General features: G+C 73.3%; 14 protein-coding genes and 1 pseudogene. 7 read left to right on the forward strand and 8 right to left on the reverse strand.

The window, feature by feature from the left end; genetic code table 11:
• Positions 1-14: 14 nt before the first annotated feature.
• Positions 15-407, reverse strand: coding sequence for a ribonuclease (locus O1G21_RS06965; RefSeq protein ID WP_270141703.1), 393 nt, complete (start codon positions 405-407; stop codon positions 15-17).
• A gap of 288 nt (positions 408-695) precedes the next feature.
• Between O1G21_RS06965 and O1G21_RS06970 the strand changes: the two genes are divergently transcribed.
• Together O1G21_RS06970 and O1G21_RS06975 are read left to right on the forward strand one after the other, a co-directional pair.
• On the forward strand, positions 696-2,306 hold the full coding sequence (locus O1G21_RS06970; RefSeq protein WP_270150803.1) for a carboxyl transferase domain-containing protein: 1,611 nt from the start codon (positions 696-698) through the stop codon (positions 2,304-2,306).
• Positions 2,307-2,805: 499 nt separating this feature from the next.
• A complete protein-coding gene (locus O1G21_RS06975) occupies positions 2,806-3,180 on the forward strand; it encodes an aggregation-promoting factor C-terminal-like domain-containing protein (protein ID WP_270141705.1) in 375 nt (124 codons plus the stop codon).
• Between the two features lie 252 nt (positions 3,181-3,432).
• Here the strand turns inward: O1G21_RS06975 and O1G21_RS06980 are convergent, their stop codons facing one another.
• Positions 3,433-3,891 (reverse strand): HD domain-containing protein, encoded by a 459-nt coding sequence (locus O1G21_RS06980; protein WP_270141707.1) that lies wholly within the window; start codon positions 3,889-3,891, stop codon positions 3,433-3,435.
• A 187-nt stretch (positions 3,892-4,078) separates the two neighbouring features.
• On the opposite strand from O1G21_RS06980, the gene O1G21_RS06985 reads away from it, so the two are divergent.
• Positions 4,079-5,005 (forward strand): AEC family transporter, encoded by a 927-nt coding sequence (locus tag O1G21_RS06985; protein ID WP_270141709.1) that lies wholly within the window; start codon positions 4,079-4,081, stop codon positions 5,003-5,005.
• Between the two features lie 46 nt (positions 5,006-5,051).
• On the opposite strand, the gene O1G21_RS06990 is transcribed toward O1G21_RS06985, so the two are convergent.
• On the reverse strand, positions 5,052-5,510 hold the full coding sequence (locus O1G21_RS06990) for a MarR family winged helix-turn-helix transcriptional regulator (protein WP_270150804.1): 459 nt from the start codon (positions 5,508-5,510) through the stop codon (positions 5,052-5,054).
• Between the two features lie 200 nt (positions 5,511-5,710).
• On the opposite strand from O1G21_RS06990, the gene O1G21_RS06995 reads away from it, so the two are divergent.
• The gene (locus tag O1G21_RS06995; protein ID WP_270141710.1) at positions 5,711-6,601 is read left to right on the forward strand and encodes an alpha/beta fold hydrolase; all 891 of its coding nucleotides are present in this window, start codon (positions 5,711-5,713) and stop codon (positions 6,599-6,601) included.
• 87 nt (positions 6,602-6,688) lie between these two features.
• On the opposite strand, the gene O1G21_RS07000 is transcribed toward O1G21_RS06995, so the two are convergent.
• Both O1G21_RS07000 and O1G21_RS07005 read right to left on the reverse strand, forming a co-directional pair.
• Positions 6,689-6,853 (reverse strand): hypothetical protein, encoded by a 165-nt coding sequence (locus O1G21_RS07000; RefSeq protein ID WP_270141712.1) that lies wholly within the window; start codon positions 6,851-6,853, stop codon positions 6,689-6,691.
• Between the two features lie 270 nt (positions 6,854-7,123).
• On the reverse strand, positions 7,124-7,252 hold the full coding sequence (locus tag O1G21_RS07005; protein WP_270141714.1) for a hypothetical protein: 129 nt from the start codon (positions 7,250-7,252) through the stop codon (positions 7,124-7,126).
• A 188-nt stretch (positions 7,253-7,440) separates the two neighbouring features.
• On the opposite strand from O1G21_RS07005, the gene O1G21_RS07010 reads away from it, so the two are divergent.
• Positions 7,441-7,908, forward strand: coding sequence for a hypothetical protein (locus tag O1G21_RS07010; protein ID WP_270141716.1), 468 nt, complete (start codon positions 7,441-7,443; stop codon positions 7,906-7,908).
• A 461-nt stretch (positions 7,909-8,369) separates the two neighbouring features.
• Here the strand turns inward: O1G21_RS07010 and O1G21_RS07015 are convergent, their stop codons facing one another.
• Complete coding sequence (locus tag O1G21_RS07015; RefSeq protein ID WP_188302898.1) at positions 8,370-8,633, reverse strand: dsRBD fold-containing protein; 264 nt, start codon at positions 8,631-8,633, stop codon at positions 8,370-8,372.
• Between the two features lie 266 nt (positions 8,634-8,899).
• Between O1G21_RS07015 and O1G21_RS07020 the strand changes: the two are divergent.
• Both O1G21_RS07020 and O1G21_RS07025 read left to right on the forward strand, forming a co-directional pair.
• Positions 8,900-9,739 (forward strand): annotated as a pseudogene (locus O1G21_RS07020) (DMT family transporter); the annotation flags it as partial.
• 257 nt (positions 9,740-9,996) lie between these two features.
• Positions 9,997-10,665, forward strand: coding sequence for a DUF6629 family protein (locus O1G21_RS07025; RefSeq protein ID WP_270141719.1), 669 nt, complete (start codon positions 9,997-9,999; stop codon positions 10,663-10,665).
• Positions 10,666-10,767: 102 nt separating this feature from the next.
• Here O1G21_RS07025 and O1G21_RS07030 read toward each other — a convergent pair whose 3' ends face one another.
• Positions 10,768-12,114: an MFS transporter gene (locus tag O1G21_RS07030; RefSeq protein WP_270141720.1), complete on the reverse strand. Its 1,347-nt coding sequence runs from the start codon at positions 12,112-12,114 to the stop codon at positions 10,768-10,770.
• A complete protein-coding gene (locus tag O1G21_RS07035; RefSeq protein ID WP_270141721.1) occupies positions 12,111-12,734 on the reverse strand; it encodes an ArsR/SmtB family transcription factor in 624 nt (207 codons plus the stop codon). Before O1G21_RS07035 ends, O1G21_RS07030 begins: the two co-directional genes overlap by 4 nt.
• Between the last annotated feature and the right edge of the window lie 15 nt (positions 12,735-12,749).

Raw genomic sequence — 12,749 nt, forward strand, 5'->3', positions numbered from 1 at the left:
CGTACCGGCGGACGTCAGCAGGTCTGGTCGATGAGGGAGAAAGTGGCGTAGTGGTCGCCGGTGTAGTAGTCCTCCTGGTCCTGCTGGCCGGTCACGATCCGGCGGGCGCCGCGGGTCGGGGCACCCGGCGTGATGACGGTGTACTCGTGGTAGTACCCGTAGGACTGACTGGGCAGCACGCTCTCTCTGTTCGTGAAGACCACGCCGTCCTGCGAGTACGGGAACGGCCCGTCCGAGGCGATCAGGTTGAGGGTGTCGGTGGCCTCCGGCGGAAGCGCGGACAGGCACACGGTGCCGCTCACGTCGGCGTGTGCGTCGGTGGCGACGGCGACGGGAGCGAGGGTCAGCAGGGCGACGGCGGTGATGGCGGCAGCGCGGGACTTCCACGCGCGTAGAGTGCGAGTCATGCCCCAAGTCTGGCGAGCCACCGACAACTCCGGAAGGCCTCCGTCAACTTTTTACCTGCGGGTAACTTCCCTTTCCCGCTTGCGACTTGAGCTGTACGTGGGCCATCGGTGACGCACCGTCGGGCGGCCCACGAACCACCCGAGCCATCCATGGGTCGACTGCCGTCGAACAACCGTGAGCCCCGCTGTCGGGCTCCTCACACCTTCACAGCACTCCCACAGCGGCCCGCCCGCGCCGCATAGAGTGACGGATCGGGTCGGACCGGAACGATCTCTGACGGGGTGGACATGGACGCGGGCGCGGGTACGAGCAGGGATTCGGGCGTCGGTGCCGCCGTCGGCAAGGGCGCGGCGCTGACCGCCCACCAGCTGATCGGGCTGCTGGTCGACCCGGACGGCTTCCACAGCTGGGACGAGCCGCCGTCCGCACCGCCCACCGATCCCGACTACCGCGCCTCGCTCGACCGGGCCCGCGACCGCACCGGCCTCGACGAGGCCGTGCTCACCGGCCTCGGTCTGATCGACGGACGGCCGGTCGCCCTGGTCGCGTCCGAGTTCGGCTTCCTCGGCGGCTCGATCGGCGTCGCCACCGCCGAGCGGATCACCCGGGCCGTCGAGCGCGCCACCGCCGAGCGGCTCCCGCTGCTCGCCCTGCCGGTCTCCGGCGGCACCAGGATGCAGGAGGGCTCGGCCGCCTTCCTCTGCATGCTCCGCATCACCGCCGCCGTCCAGGCCCACCGCGCGGCCGGCCACCCCTACCTCACCTACCTGCGAAACCCGACCATGGGCGGAGTCTTCGCCTCCTGGGGCACCCTCGGCCAGCTGGTCTTCGCCGAGCCGGGCGCCCGGCTCGGCTTCCTCGGCCCGCGGGTGTACGAGGAACTGCGCGGCGTGGAGCTGCCGGCGGACGTCCAGCGGGCCGAGACCCTGGCCGGGCGCGGACTGGTGGACGCCGTGGTGCCGCCGCAGGAGCTGCGCGAACTGCTCCGCCGCACGCTCGTCGTCCTCGGCACGACCGCGCCCCCTCCTCGGGGAGCCGCTCCTTCTCATCGGGCCGCCCCTTCTTACAGGGGAGTCGCTCCTCACAGCGGAGCCACTCCGGCCGACCAGCCCGCCGACCGGCCCGCCCCGCACCCCGACGCCTGGGACTCCGTCCGCCGCACCCGCCGCCCCGACCGCCCCGGCACCCGCGAGCTGCTGCGCCGAACCACCGAGGAGCTGGTACTGCTGGACGCGCCCGGCGGCCGTGACGGCGCGCTGGTCCGGGCGCTCGCCGTGCTCGGCGGCCGTCCCGTCCTGGTCGTCGGCCAGCAGCGGCAGACCCCGGAGCACGAGCGCCCCTTCACCGCCGCCGACCTGCGGGCCGTCCGGCGCACCGCGCGGCTGGCCGAGCAGCTCGGCCTGCCACTGGTCACCGTGGTGGACACCGCCGGGGCCGAGCTGTCCGCCCAGGCCGAGCTGGACGGGATCGCGGTGGAGATCGCGCACTGTCTGACCACCCTGCTCGCGCTGCGCACACCCGTCCTCGCCGTTCTGCTCGGCCAGGGCTCCGGCGGCGGCGCGCTGGCGCTGCTCCCGGCCGACCGGGTGCTCGCCGCCGGACACGCCTGGCTGGCCCCGCTGCCGCCGGAGGGCGCCTCGGCGATCGTGCACCGGGACGGCGCGCACGCCGCCGAGCTGGCCCGGGCCCAGGGGATCGGCGCCCACGACCTGGCCGCGGTCGGACTGGTGGACGAGGTGGTTCCGGAGCTGCCGGACGCCGCCGAGGAGCCGGAGGCCTTCTGCGCACGCCTGGAAACGGCGATCGCCGCGGCACTCGGTGAACTGTCGGTCACCGACGAGGCGGACCGACTGACCGCCCGAACGGTCCGGCACCGACTCCTCGGCGACCTCCGGTGAGCATCGGCACGCAGACCGTAGCCGGATTCTGTGGCGCCGGGCACAGATCGTCTGTACCCAAAGTGCTGCGACCGGACCGTCGGGTGACCGCACCGGCTCCCAAACGGTGAGTGCGCTCACAGGCGATTCGCGGCTACGACGAGCGGTAGCGGCGGCCCCGGAGGCCGCCCCCGCGGCCCGCACTCACCCACCCGACCGACATTCGCCCAGCCCAGAGGCCCCGTGCGCACCTCGCTCGGGTGATCCTTCGATTGCATGGTCACATCACGGGTACGACGGCGCGTCGTAACAAGGGGGTCTTGGCGGGGGCCGATCCGGTCTGCCAACAATGACTCTCGTCGTCAGCCGCACCGGCCTCCTGTCCCGCCGGTCGACGGCTTACCGCCGAGTCGCGCTCCACAACCGCAAGGGCCCCTGTCCGGCCCGTGGTCCTGGGTGGGGCGCGACTCGGCCCAACCCGATTGAGGTCCTGTTCTACATGCCCGCTTTCAAGCTCCGCATGCGCACTTCCGCCGCGATTCTCGCCGGCACCGCCGGCCTGACCGCCCTGGGTGCCGCCGTGGTCCCCGCCACCGCGAACGCCGCCACCCTCTCCCCGAAGGCCATCGCCGCCCAGATCGTCCCGGCGAACCAGCTGGCCTCGTTCAGCCAGATCATCTCGCACGAGTCCAGCTGGAACGTGACCGCGACCAACCCGAGCTCGGGCTCCTACGGGCTGGGCCAGGCGCTGCCGGCCTCCAAGATGGCCTCCGCGGGTCCCGACTGGAGGACCAACCCGCGCACCCAGATCAAGTGGGCGCTGGACTACATGAACACCCGCTACGGCAGCCCGAACGCCGCCTGGGCCTTCTGGCAGACCCACCACTGGTACTAAGCCGACCGACCACCGGCGTACCGGCTTCCACTCGTCTCCTGACCATTTCCCCCTCACCCCGGGGGTCGGACAGGGATCACCGGGGTGACCCGACAGGGCCCGGGCCCGCGCGAACCGCGTGGCCCGGGCCCTGTCCTGGTTTCCCGGCCTTCCCGGTCCTGGTCCTATCGACAAGTCCGCTCCACGGGTTCCTCCCCGGGCTCCCTCGGGTTCCCCCGGGTTCCCCCGGGTTCCCCCGGGTTCCTCCGCGGTTCAGGAGTCCCCGGTGAGCCCCAGCAGTTCCCGCATCCGCGCGTACTTGGCGGCCAGCCGCTCGGCGGTCGCCGGGTCCAGCGCGGCCAGCCGGGCCGGGTCGGAGTTGTGCGCCAGGTCGGCGCGTTTGACCAGCAGCGCGCCGGGCGTGGCCAGGATGCGCGCGGTGTACGCCTCGACCGGCTCGTCCGGCCGCCGGGTGAGCGCGTCGACGATCGCCTTGGTCGCCTCCGGAAGCGCCGCTCGGGCCAGCCACTCCCGGCTCAGCCGGCCGTCCTCGACGGTGTCGTGCAACCAGCCCGCCGCGATCTGCGCCTCGCTGCCGCCGCGGGCCGCCGTCCCGCGGGCGACCGCGGCGATGTGCTCGCCGTACGGGTGGCCGTTCTTGTCCACCTGCCCCTGGTGGGCGCGGCGCGCGATGGCCTCCACCTCGGACAGGCTCAGGTACTGGTCCTCCATCGGCTCATCGTAGGCCCGTTCGTCGGGGCACCGGTCCAGGGCCTCGTTGGTGGGCCCGTTGATCAACTCCTCGACGCCCACTGGTTTACTGCCCCAGGGGGGGTCTCGGCGGTCTCGGTGGTCCGGTGCCCTCGGGCGGGCGACACCCGCCGCACCCGGCAGACCCGTCCGAGCGACCCGAGGAACCATGCCCGCCCTCCATCCGCTGCTGTCCGCCTTCGCCCCGATCTGGGCCCTCACCGCCGTCGGCTACGTCGTCGCCCGCGCCGGGTTGCTCGGACCGCAGGCGGAGATGGTGCTGACCCGCTACGTCTTCCACGTCGCGATGCCGGCCGCACTCTTCCTGATGATCGCCCGCACTCCGCTGGGGCACTTCGCCAACCCGTCGATGCTCGCCTTCGTGGCCGGCGCCGCCGCCGCGACCGGCCTCGGGCTGCTCGTCGGGCGCCTGGTCTTCCGCCGCAAGCGCGGCGAACTGGCGATCGGCGCGATGGCCGCCGGTTACGTCAACTCGGCCAACCTCGGCATCCCGGTGACCATGCAGGTCGTCGGCGACGCCTCCTTCGTCGGACCGGTGGTCCTGTTCCAGATCCTGCTGGTCACCCCGGCCGTACTGGCCGTCCTGGACAGCGGCGCGGCCGGCCGCCGGGCCCTGCTCACCCTGCCGCTGCGCAACCCGATCCTGCTCGCCACCGCGCTCGGCGCCCTCGCCTCCGCGACCGGACTGCGCCTGCCCGCCGAACTCCACCGCTCCGCCGAACTGCTCGGCGGCGCCGGGGTGCCGACCGCCCTGGTCGCCCTCGGCATGTCGCTGCGCAACCGCCCGCCCGCCGACGGCCTCTCACGCCGTGCCGAGGTCGGGCTGACCGTCGCGATCAAGACCCTGGTCCAGCCGCTCGTCACCCTGGTCGTGGCCGGCCCGGTGCTCCACCTGCCCACCCACCAGCTGCTCACCGTGGTGCTCTTCTCCGCCCTGCCGACGGCCCAGAACGTCTACACCTACGCCCGCGAGTACGGGCAGGGCACCGACCTCGCCCGGGACACGGTGCTCTGGTCGACGCTGGCGTCGATGGTGACCCTGTCCGTGATCGCCTGGGGGCTCGGGCCCGCGTAGCGCCCCGCCCCGCCGGCCCGCCCTCTCACTTCGTCCTCACTCCTCCTCACCCCGTCCGGGGCTCCATCCGGGACTCCGTCCGGGCGGCGGCCACCACGGAGGTCATCGCCTCCAGGAAGCGCCGGGCCGTCGCCAGCTCGGCCGGGTCGAACCGGCCCATCGCCACGACCAGGTCCCCGATCAGCCCGCCGAAGAACCCCTGCCCCAGCTCCATCGCCCGCTCCTCCACCACCAGCCGGACCCTCCGCCGGTCCCCCGGATCGCGCTCACGGCGGATCAGCCCGAGCCGCTCCAGCCGGTCCACCAGACCGGTGGTACCGGCCGAGTTCAGCCGCAGCGCCTCCCCGAGCCGGCCCGGGGTGACCACCTCCCCGGCCCGGGCGGCGTCGAGCAGGTGGATCAGCGCCCGGAGATCGGTCGGGTGCAGACCGCTGCGGGCCGCGAACTCGGCCCCGAACAGATCGAGTTCGACCGTCAGACCGCGCAGCAGGTGGACCAGCCGCATCGGCTCCTCAACCTCGGGCACCCTCTCGTCCTTCCTCGGGCACGTGTGTGCCATTATTCTCTCGTTCAGCGAGATACTTGTTCAACGAGCGATTTGTCGAGCGTTCCAACGAGCGCTCCAACCCGCGATTCAACGCCTGATCCAGCGCGTGGTCCCGTGCGTCATCCGCACGCGATCACACCACACCGCGGAGGCCCATCATGTCCGCCCACACCGCCCCGTCCCGCCCGCCGCGCCTCGCACCCTTCCTCGCCGCGTACGACAAGCTGCTCGCCCGCTGGCCCGTCCCGGTCGAACCGCTCACCGTCCGCACCGCCCACGGCACCACCCGGATCAACGCCTGCGGCCCCGCCGACGGACACCCCCTGGTCCTGCTCCACGGCGGCGGCGCCACCTCCACGATGTGGTACGCCAACGTCGGCGCCTGGGCCGGGGCCGGTCACCGCGTCCTCGCCATCGACCTCATCGGCGACCCCGGGCGCAGCGTTCACGACGGCACCCCACTCGGCGACGTCCCCGGACTGCTCGGCTGGCTCGACGCCGTGCTCGACCAACTGGGCGTCCCCGCCGCCGACTTCTGCGGCCACTCGTACGGCGCCTGGATCGCCCTCGAATACGCCCTGCACGCCCCCGCCCGGGTCAGCCGCCTCGCCCTGCTCGACCCCACCCTGTGCTTCGCCGGCTACCGCCCCGGCTACCTCCTGCGCGTCCTCCCCCTCTTCCTCCCCCGCCGCACCCCGGCCCGAGCCCGCTCCTACCTCGACTGGGATGCCACCGACGGCCCCCGCACCGACCCCGACTGGCGCGAGCTCTACGCCCTCGGCTACGCCGACTTCCCCGCCTCCCCCGTCATCACCGGCCCCCGCCCCACCCCCACCCGCCTCGGCACCCTCACCACCCCCCTCCTCGCCCTCTACGCCGAACACTCCCGCGCCCACGACCCCCACCGCACCGCCGTCGCCACCCACCAGGCCGTCCCCCACGCCACCGTGACCACAGTGCCCGGCGCCTCCCACCACAACCTCCCCATGACAGCCGCACCGGAGGTCAACCACCAGGTCCTCAACTTCCTCACCCCAGGCCGCACCTGACCGCCACCCACGGCCCAGGAAGTCGACCCCGCCCGACTTCCCATGCAAAGCCCCCTCACCAGCCGTGCCTCACAATCACTCCTGTGATCAGTTCGATTCAGGGTTGGCGTCGCCGCAGGGCAGCGGCGCGAGATGCGGCATTGGCTGCTGGTGGTCTTCGAGCCGATGGGCAGCCTGTACGAAGTGCCCGCGGGCGAGCACCTGACGGTCCGCTTCACCGCACGATCCGGTGACGGTGGCGCGGTCGACCACCGGGCGGGTACACCTCGGTCTGCGCTGGGCCTTCCGGCACGATGGCCGCGTGAACCGCGGCGGGCGCGGAGATCGACCTGATCACGGGCGTCCCGAAGCCACATCACCAGCGGCGAGACGACGCCCCCGCCCACTGATCGCCTACGGCCCTGACCGCCCCCAGCGCAACTCGCCTGGGCCACGAGGTCCAGTCTGCGCCGCTGTTCGAGCATCGTGGAAGTGGGCGTCGTGGAAGTGGGCGTCGAGGGGAGCGTCGCAGGTGAGTGCGGCTCATGTGATGGCGTCGGCCTTGGTGTTCGCGATTCCGGTGCTCAAGTCGGCCTGGACGCTGAGTGGCGGGGACGCCGCGCGGGATGCGTAGTCGGCGATGGGGCCGATCAGCCGGCTCGATGTCGCCATCGGGATGTTCCTTGCGGAGCGGGCGCTGGCGACCGTGCCGGCCGCAGTCACCGCGCAGGTCACGTTCGCGATGTCGGCCGCCCGGGGTGGGGTGGAGCGGGCGGCGATCGTGCCAGGGGGGTGTTCGGGGGGATGGAGTGATCCGGCCGCCTGGTGGCGCAGCTGAGGGCGTCCGACAGAATGCCGGGATGACCGAGCTGCACACACTGACCTGGCAGTACGTCGTGGGATTGGTCGAGCCCGCGGACCTGCCGATGGCCGCCGCGCACCTGCTCGCCGCCGGCCTGGACTCCTCCGCGCTGCGCGACCTGGCCGGGCGCTCCCGGGGTGACAGCACCGACGAGGTGTTCCGCGAGGCGTTGCACCAGCTCGGCACCACCCTGCCCGACGAGCGCACCGCCGACCTCTGCCTGCTCCACGACCTGGCGGGCCGCCTGGCGGCCGGGGAGATCACGGCCGGCGAGGTGGCAGGCGAGGTCTGGTACCGCTGCCTGTCGGGGGACACCGAGGCCGAGCGCGAGTTCCTCGAGACCGTCGGCCCCGAGTACTGGGTCGAGAGCCTCGCGTACGGGCCGCCCGAGGGGTACCAGGCGTGGAAGGACGCCGTCCGCTCGGCCGCAGAGCGGCTGTGCCGCGCCGAGGCGCCGCTCCGGTAGTCCACCGCTCCGGCAGCCCACGGACCGTCCTGCCGCACGGCGACCGGAACCCGACGTACATGCAAGTCTCTTGTTGCAAAGGACACTTGGCGCTTGCGCACGGTCGCCCCGCAGCCGTCCCACTCCCATCCGGGCGGACGGCCGGCCGGCGCCGGCAGGGATTCCGACCACCGGCTTCCACAGCTGGGCGGGCAGCGAGGTGCCGGCGCCCGATCCGGCGGCGGGCTCCGAGCCGACCAGCCGCGAGCCCGCCGACGCGCGGTGCGCGGACTTCTTCGACGGCGACCGGCGGATGGCCGAGTTCCACGGCGGTGAGGGCTGGTCGCTGTGGGCCACCGGTACCCCGCTGAATCCGGCCGTACCCGCCTCGGGGTGGTCGTGCCCGCACGACCACCCCGAGCTGTACCGGCTGTACTGGCCGTACCGCCCGTACCGACGTGCAGAACACCGTCGGTCGATCGTCAGTAGATCAGGTAACCCGGGCGGTGCCCCTCGTCCTCGATCTCCCCGGTGGCCTGGGCCCGCAGCTTGCGGGACAGTTCCTCCAGGGCCCTGGAGGCCGCGACCTCCTCGCCGATCCTGGCGAGCGGACGGTCCTCCGCACTCTTCTCGGCCTCGCCGTGCGCGCTCAGGCCCGGCGCCCTCGCGCCCGTCAACCTGGCGTCGCACACCGTGTGCACGCCGTCTTCGTCGAAGCTCAGCTCCACGTCCCACTGGTTGTGCATGCCACACCTCCTGGCGCCGGCCCCCGTCGCACCGGTCCGGGCCGACCCGGGCGGTGGGCCCGTGGTGGCCGCTCACACCAGCGTGCGCCCGCCTCGCCCGTGGCGGCAAGCGCGGCAGTTGCCGCGGTGGCCGGCGCGGTACCGCCGCGTCCGATCCGCCCGGACCGGTGCGACGGCGGTACGCTGACGGAAGCGCGCCGCGACCGCCGACCCTCCCCCGGACCCGCCGGCGCGGCGCGGGGCAGCGACAACCTGGTGGTCCCTCCGTGGCGGTCTTCCTCCTCGCTCTGAGCGCGGCCTGCTGTCTGGGACTCGGTTTCGTCCTCCAGCAGCACGCGGCGCAACGGGCCCCTCGTGCCGACATGCTGCACTGGCGCCTGCTGCTGGACCTGATGCGGATGCCCGAGTGGCTGCTCGGCACCGGGTTCATGGTCAGCGGTCTGCTCCTCTCCGCGCTCGCCCTCAACCAGGGCGAGGTGTCGCTGGTCGAGCCACTGCTGGCGACCAACCTGCTGTTCGCCATGGCGCTCTCCCGGGTGCTGACCCGTCAGACCCTCGGCCGCTCGGGCTGGGCGGGGGTGCTGCTGCTCGGCCTCGGGGTGACGGCGTTCATCGTGGCGGGGCAGCCGACCGGTGGCGGTCCACCCGCCGGGGAGCTCCGCCACTGGCTGGTGGTCGGCACCGTGGTCGGGCTGACCCTGCTACTGGTCACGCTCGCCCGGCGGCTGCCGCTGTTCGAGGAGGCCACCCTGCTGGCACTCGCCGCGGGACTGCTCTACGGCCTGCAGGACGCCCTGACCCGCACCACCACCCAGCGCCTCGACCACAGCGGGCTGGCGGTGGTGCTGCGCACCTGGCAGCCGTACGCGGTGGTGGCGGCCGGCGTGGTCGGGCTGCTGCTGGTGCAGAGCGCCTTCGAAGCCGCCCCGCTGCGGATGTCCCTGCCGGCGCTGACCGCCGCCCAGCCGCTGTCCGGGATCGCCTGCGCAGTCGGCTTCCTCGGTGACCGGCTGCGGGTCACCCCGGGCGCGCTGGCCTGGGAGGCCGCCGGGCTGGTGGCGATCGTGATCGGGGTGATCGTGATCGGACGGCATCCGGCGATGCCCGGCAGCGTCCGGGACACCCTGGAGAGCATCGGGGTGCCGCCGGAGGACGAGCCGGCCATCGGTGACGGCAGCCGGGACCGGGTCGGCGACGGCAACGGCAACGGCAACGGCAACGGCAACGGCAACGGCAACGGCAACGGCAACGGCAACGGCAGGAAACACCCCGCGCCCGACCAGGTCAGTGGCGGTGACGCGCGCGATGACACCAACACCAACACCGACACCGACGCGAACGCGAAGGGCGAGTAGGCGAACCGATGCGCTGGAGCGCCCAGGCGGACGCCGTGGTCGGCGGGGCGGTCGCGGGCGTCGGCGTGGCCTGCCTGGTGCGCGCCCGGCGGTCCAGGTGGCCGCAGCCCTTCTCGCTCGCCGCGCTCCCGCTGATGCTGAGCGTGCACCAACTCGTCGAGGCACTGGTCTGGCTCGGTGCGGACGGTGAGCTGCCCCCGCCCCTCGCCGAGGCGGCCCGCACCGCCTGGGCGGTGATCGCCCTGCCGCTGCTGCCCGTCCTGGTCCCCGCCGGGGTGTGGCAGGCGGCCTGCGAGCCCGGGCACCCGGTCGGCCCGCACCGCCGCCGTGGGCTCGTCCAGCTGACCGTGCTGGGCGCAGTGATCGCGATCCCGCTCGCGGCCGCCGTCGCCTCCCACCCGGTGACGGCCACCCGGTACGGCCACACCCTCGGCTACGCCATCGGCATCCCGCACCCGGCCTTCCTACTCGCCGGCTATCTCCTCACCACGGTCGGCTCCCTCCTCCTCAGCGGCGACCGTCTGCTCCGCCGCCTCGGCCTGGTCACCGGAACGGGCGCCGTCCTCTGCGCCCTGCTCTGGCGATTCGCTTTCATGTCCACCTGGTGCGCCCTCGCGGCCTCGGCCAGCCTCCTGCTCCTCCACTGGTCGGGGCGCCCGCCCACCAACCGTCGATGAACCGGTGGCGATCACCTCATCCGCGCGTGTCCGCCCGGCGACTCGCGCCTGCGCTGCCGACTTGCCCTCGCTCCCGCCTCCCTGCCGCTCGATGCCCGACCGCTACGGCCGTGCCGCCTCCACCACGACTGCCGTCACCTGCCCATCGGCCTCGGCACCCCCGTGCCCGCGCGTTCGGTCCATCTCCCGCCATTCCGGCCGCAGGCCGGTCAGCGTGGTGGTGGCGAAGTACAGGACGCCGGCCGTGAGCAGCCCGGGTATCAGGCCGACCAGAGCAACGGCCGCACCCGCGAGGAGCCCGCCGAGGGGGATGCCGGCCCAGGCCAGGGAGTCGCTGAGGGCGTGGACGCGGCCGAGGAGGTGGCGGGGAACCCGTTCGAAGAGGACCGCGCCGAGGATCGGGTTGAGGAACCCGGAGCCGAAACCGCCCACCGCGAAGACCGTGACCACCACCCACACGGGCGCGTCCAGCGCGAGCACCAGGTAGCGCGGCGCCCCGGCGAGCAGGAAGCCGACGAAGAAGACCGTACGGCGCGGCAACCGGTGGGCGAGCGCCGCCGCGATCAGGCTGCCGGCCACCGCCGTGACCCCCAGGACGCTGCCGATCAGCCCGATCACGGCCGGCCCGTTGCCGGACTCCCGGGCCCAGACCGGGACCAGGACGGTCGTGAACCCGGCGTCTAGCAGGTTGGTGACGCCGACCATGACGGTCACGGTGAGCAGCAGCGGTTCCGCCCGGAGGAAGCCGAAACCCTCCCGGAACATCCGCCAGTAGCCGCCGCCACGCTGCTCGTCCTGGACCACGACCGGGCCCGGAACCGCCGCCGGGCCCGGAACCGACGAGCGCCCCATGCCCGGTGGCAGCGCCAGGGCGACGATCAGCGACCCGAGCGCGAAGGTGACTGCGTTGATCGCCAGCCCGGCCAGTGGCCCCACCAGCGCGACCAGCCCGCCGCCGACGGCCGGTCCGATCGTGGAGGCCAGCCGTTCGGTGACACCCGAGAGCCCGGTGGCCCGTTCCATCGGTACCCGGGCGTGGTCGGCCGCCTCCGGGACCATGACCGACTTGGCCAGGTCACCCGGCCCGCGCATCGCACCGATCACCGCGACCATCGCCAACAGCGTCCAGAACGGCAGCAGCCCCCGGGCGTGCAGCAGTGGGACCAGCCCGGCCGCGACGGCGCTCACCGCGTCCGTCGTCCAGGACACCACGCGCGGCCCGAGCCGGTCGACCAGCGGCCCGGTCAGCGCCTTGACCAGCACGTACGGCGTCATCTCGGCGAAGGCGACCAGACCGGTCAGGGTGGCGCTGCCAGTGGTGGCCAGCACGAACCAGGGCAGTGCGATGGCCGAGATTCGGGTCCCGGTCAGGGAGACCGCCGTGGCGGCGAGCACCCCGACCAGCGGCCGCAGACTGCGCACCGGCGAATCGGTGACGGTGGCGGTCATTCGGCTCCCCCCTCCCCCGAGCCGGACAGACCCTGCGCGTCGGGCAACACGTGGACCACCACGGAGACCTGCTCACTGCCCTCCGGCACCGGCCCGGCGGCGCCGACCGGGCGGTAGCGCCGGAGGACCGCCGTCAGCTCGGCGGTCAGCTGCTCGGCCTCGCCCGGCGTGAGCTGCAGCAGCATGTCGCTGAAGTCGACCGCCTTGCGCCACTCCCTGGGCATCGTCTCGAAGGCGTCGAGCACGCGCTGCCCGGTCAGGGTGTGGCCGGCCAGCACGGCCCGCAGGAAGCCGACGGCCGTCTCGGGCTCCTCGTCCGCCATGTCCTCCCCCGTCCAGACCGTCACGCGGTGCGCCGAACGCCACCAGCGCTCCCGGGCGTTGCCGCGCTCCGCGTCCTCCTCTACGAAGCCCGCGGCGGCGAGCTGGCGCAGGTGGTAGCTGGTGGCTCCGGAGTTGAGCCCCAGCTGCTCGGCGAGCCTCGTCGCCGTGGACGGGCCATGCCTTCGCAGCAGCCCGACCAGTTGCATCCGCACGGGGTGGGCCATCGCTTTCATGCCCTTGGCAGTGAGGACGACGTGCGGGTCGTCACTGTGCATCCAGCCACGGTCTTCGGTCATGCCAGAAGTCTAGGA

The sequence above is a fragment of the Kitasatospora cathayae genome, assembly GCF_027627435.1.
Taxonomy (GTDB): Bacteria; Actinomycetota; Actinomycetes; order Streptomycetales; family Streptomycetaceae; genus Kitasatospora; species Kitasatospora cathayae.

Bases quoted from the DNA above. Each gene is read 5' to 3' on its own strand.
- O1G21_RS07030 (WP_270141720.1), bottom strand. From the start codon at position 12,114: ATGACCGCCACCGTCACCGATTCGCCGGTGCGCAGTCTGCGGCCGCTG.
- O1G21_RS07015 (WP_188302898.1), bottom strand. From the start codon at position 8,633: ATGCACAACCAGTGGGACGTGGAGCTGAGCTTCGACGAAGACGGCGTG.
- O1G21_RS06995 (WP_270141710.1), top strand. From the start codon at position 5,711: ATGTCCGCCCACACCGCCCCGTCCCGCCCGCCGCGCCTCGCACCCTTC.
- O1G21_RS07035 (WP_270141721.1), bottom strand. From the start codon at position 12,734: ATGACCGAAGACCGTGGCTGGATGCACAGTGACGACCCGCACGTCGTC.
- O1G21_RS07005 (WP_270141714.1), bottom strand. From the start codon at position 7,252: ATGGCGACATCGAGCCGGCTGATCGGCCCCATCGCCGACTACGCATCC.
- O1G21_RS06980 (WP_270141707.1), bottom strand. From the start codon at position 3,891: ATGGAGGACCAGTACCTGAGCCTGTCCGAGGTGGAGGCCATCGCGCGC.
- O1G21_RS06965 (WP_270141703.1), bottom strand. From the start codon at position 407: ATGACTCGCACTCTACGCGCGTGGAAGTCCCGCGCTGCCGCCATCACC.
- O1G21_RS06970 (WP_270150803.1), top strand. From the start codon at position 696: ATGGACGCGGGCGCGGGTACGAGCAGGGATTCGGGCGTCGGTGCCGCC.
- O1G21_RS06975 (WP_270141705.1), top strand. From the start codon at position 2,806: ATGCGCACTTCCGCCGCGATTCTCGCCGGCACCGCCGGCCTGACCGCC.
- O1G21_RS06985 (WP_270141709.1), top strand. From the start codon at position 4,079: ATGCCCGCCCTCCATCCGCTGCTGTCCGCCTTCGCCCCGATCTGGGCC.
- O1G21_RS06990 (WP_270150804.1), bottom strand. From the start codon at position 5,510: ATGCGGCTGGTCCACCTGCTGCGCGGTCTGACGGTCGAACTCGATCTG.
- O1G21_RS07010 (WP_270141716.1), top strand. From the start codon at position 7,441: ATGACCGAGCTGCACACACTGACCTGGCAGTACGTCGTGGGATTGGTC.
- O1G21_RS07025 (WP_270141719.1), top strand. From the start codon at position 9,997: ATGCGCTGGAGCGCCCAGGCGGACGCCGTGGTCGGCGGGGCGGTCGCG.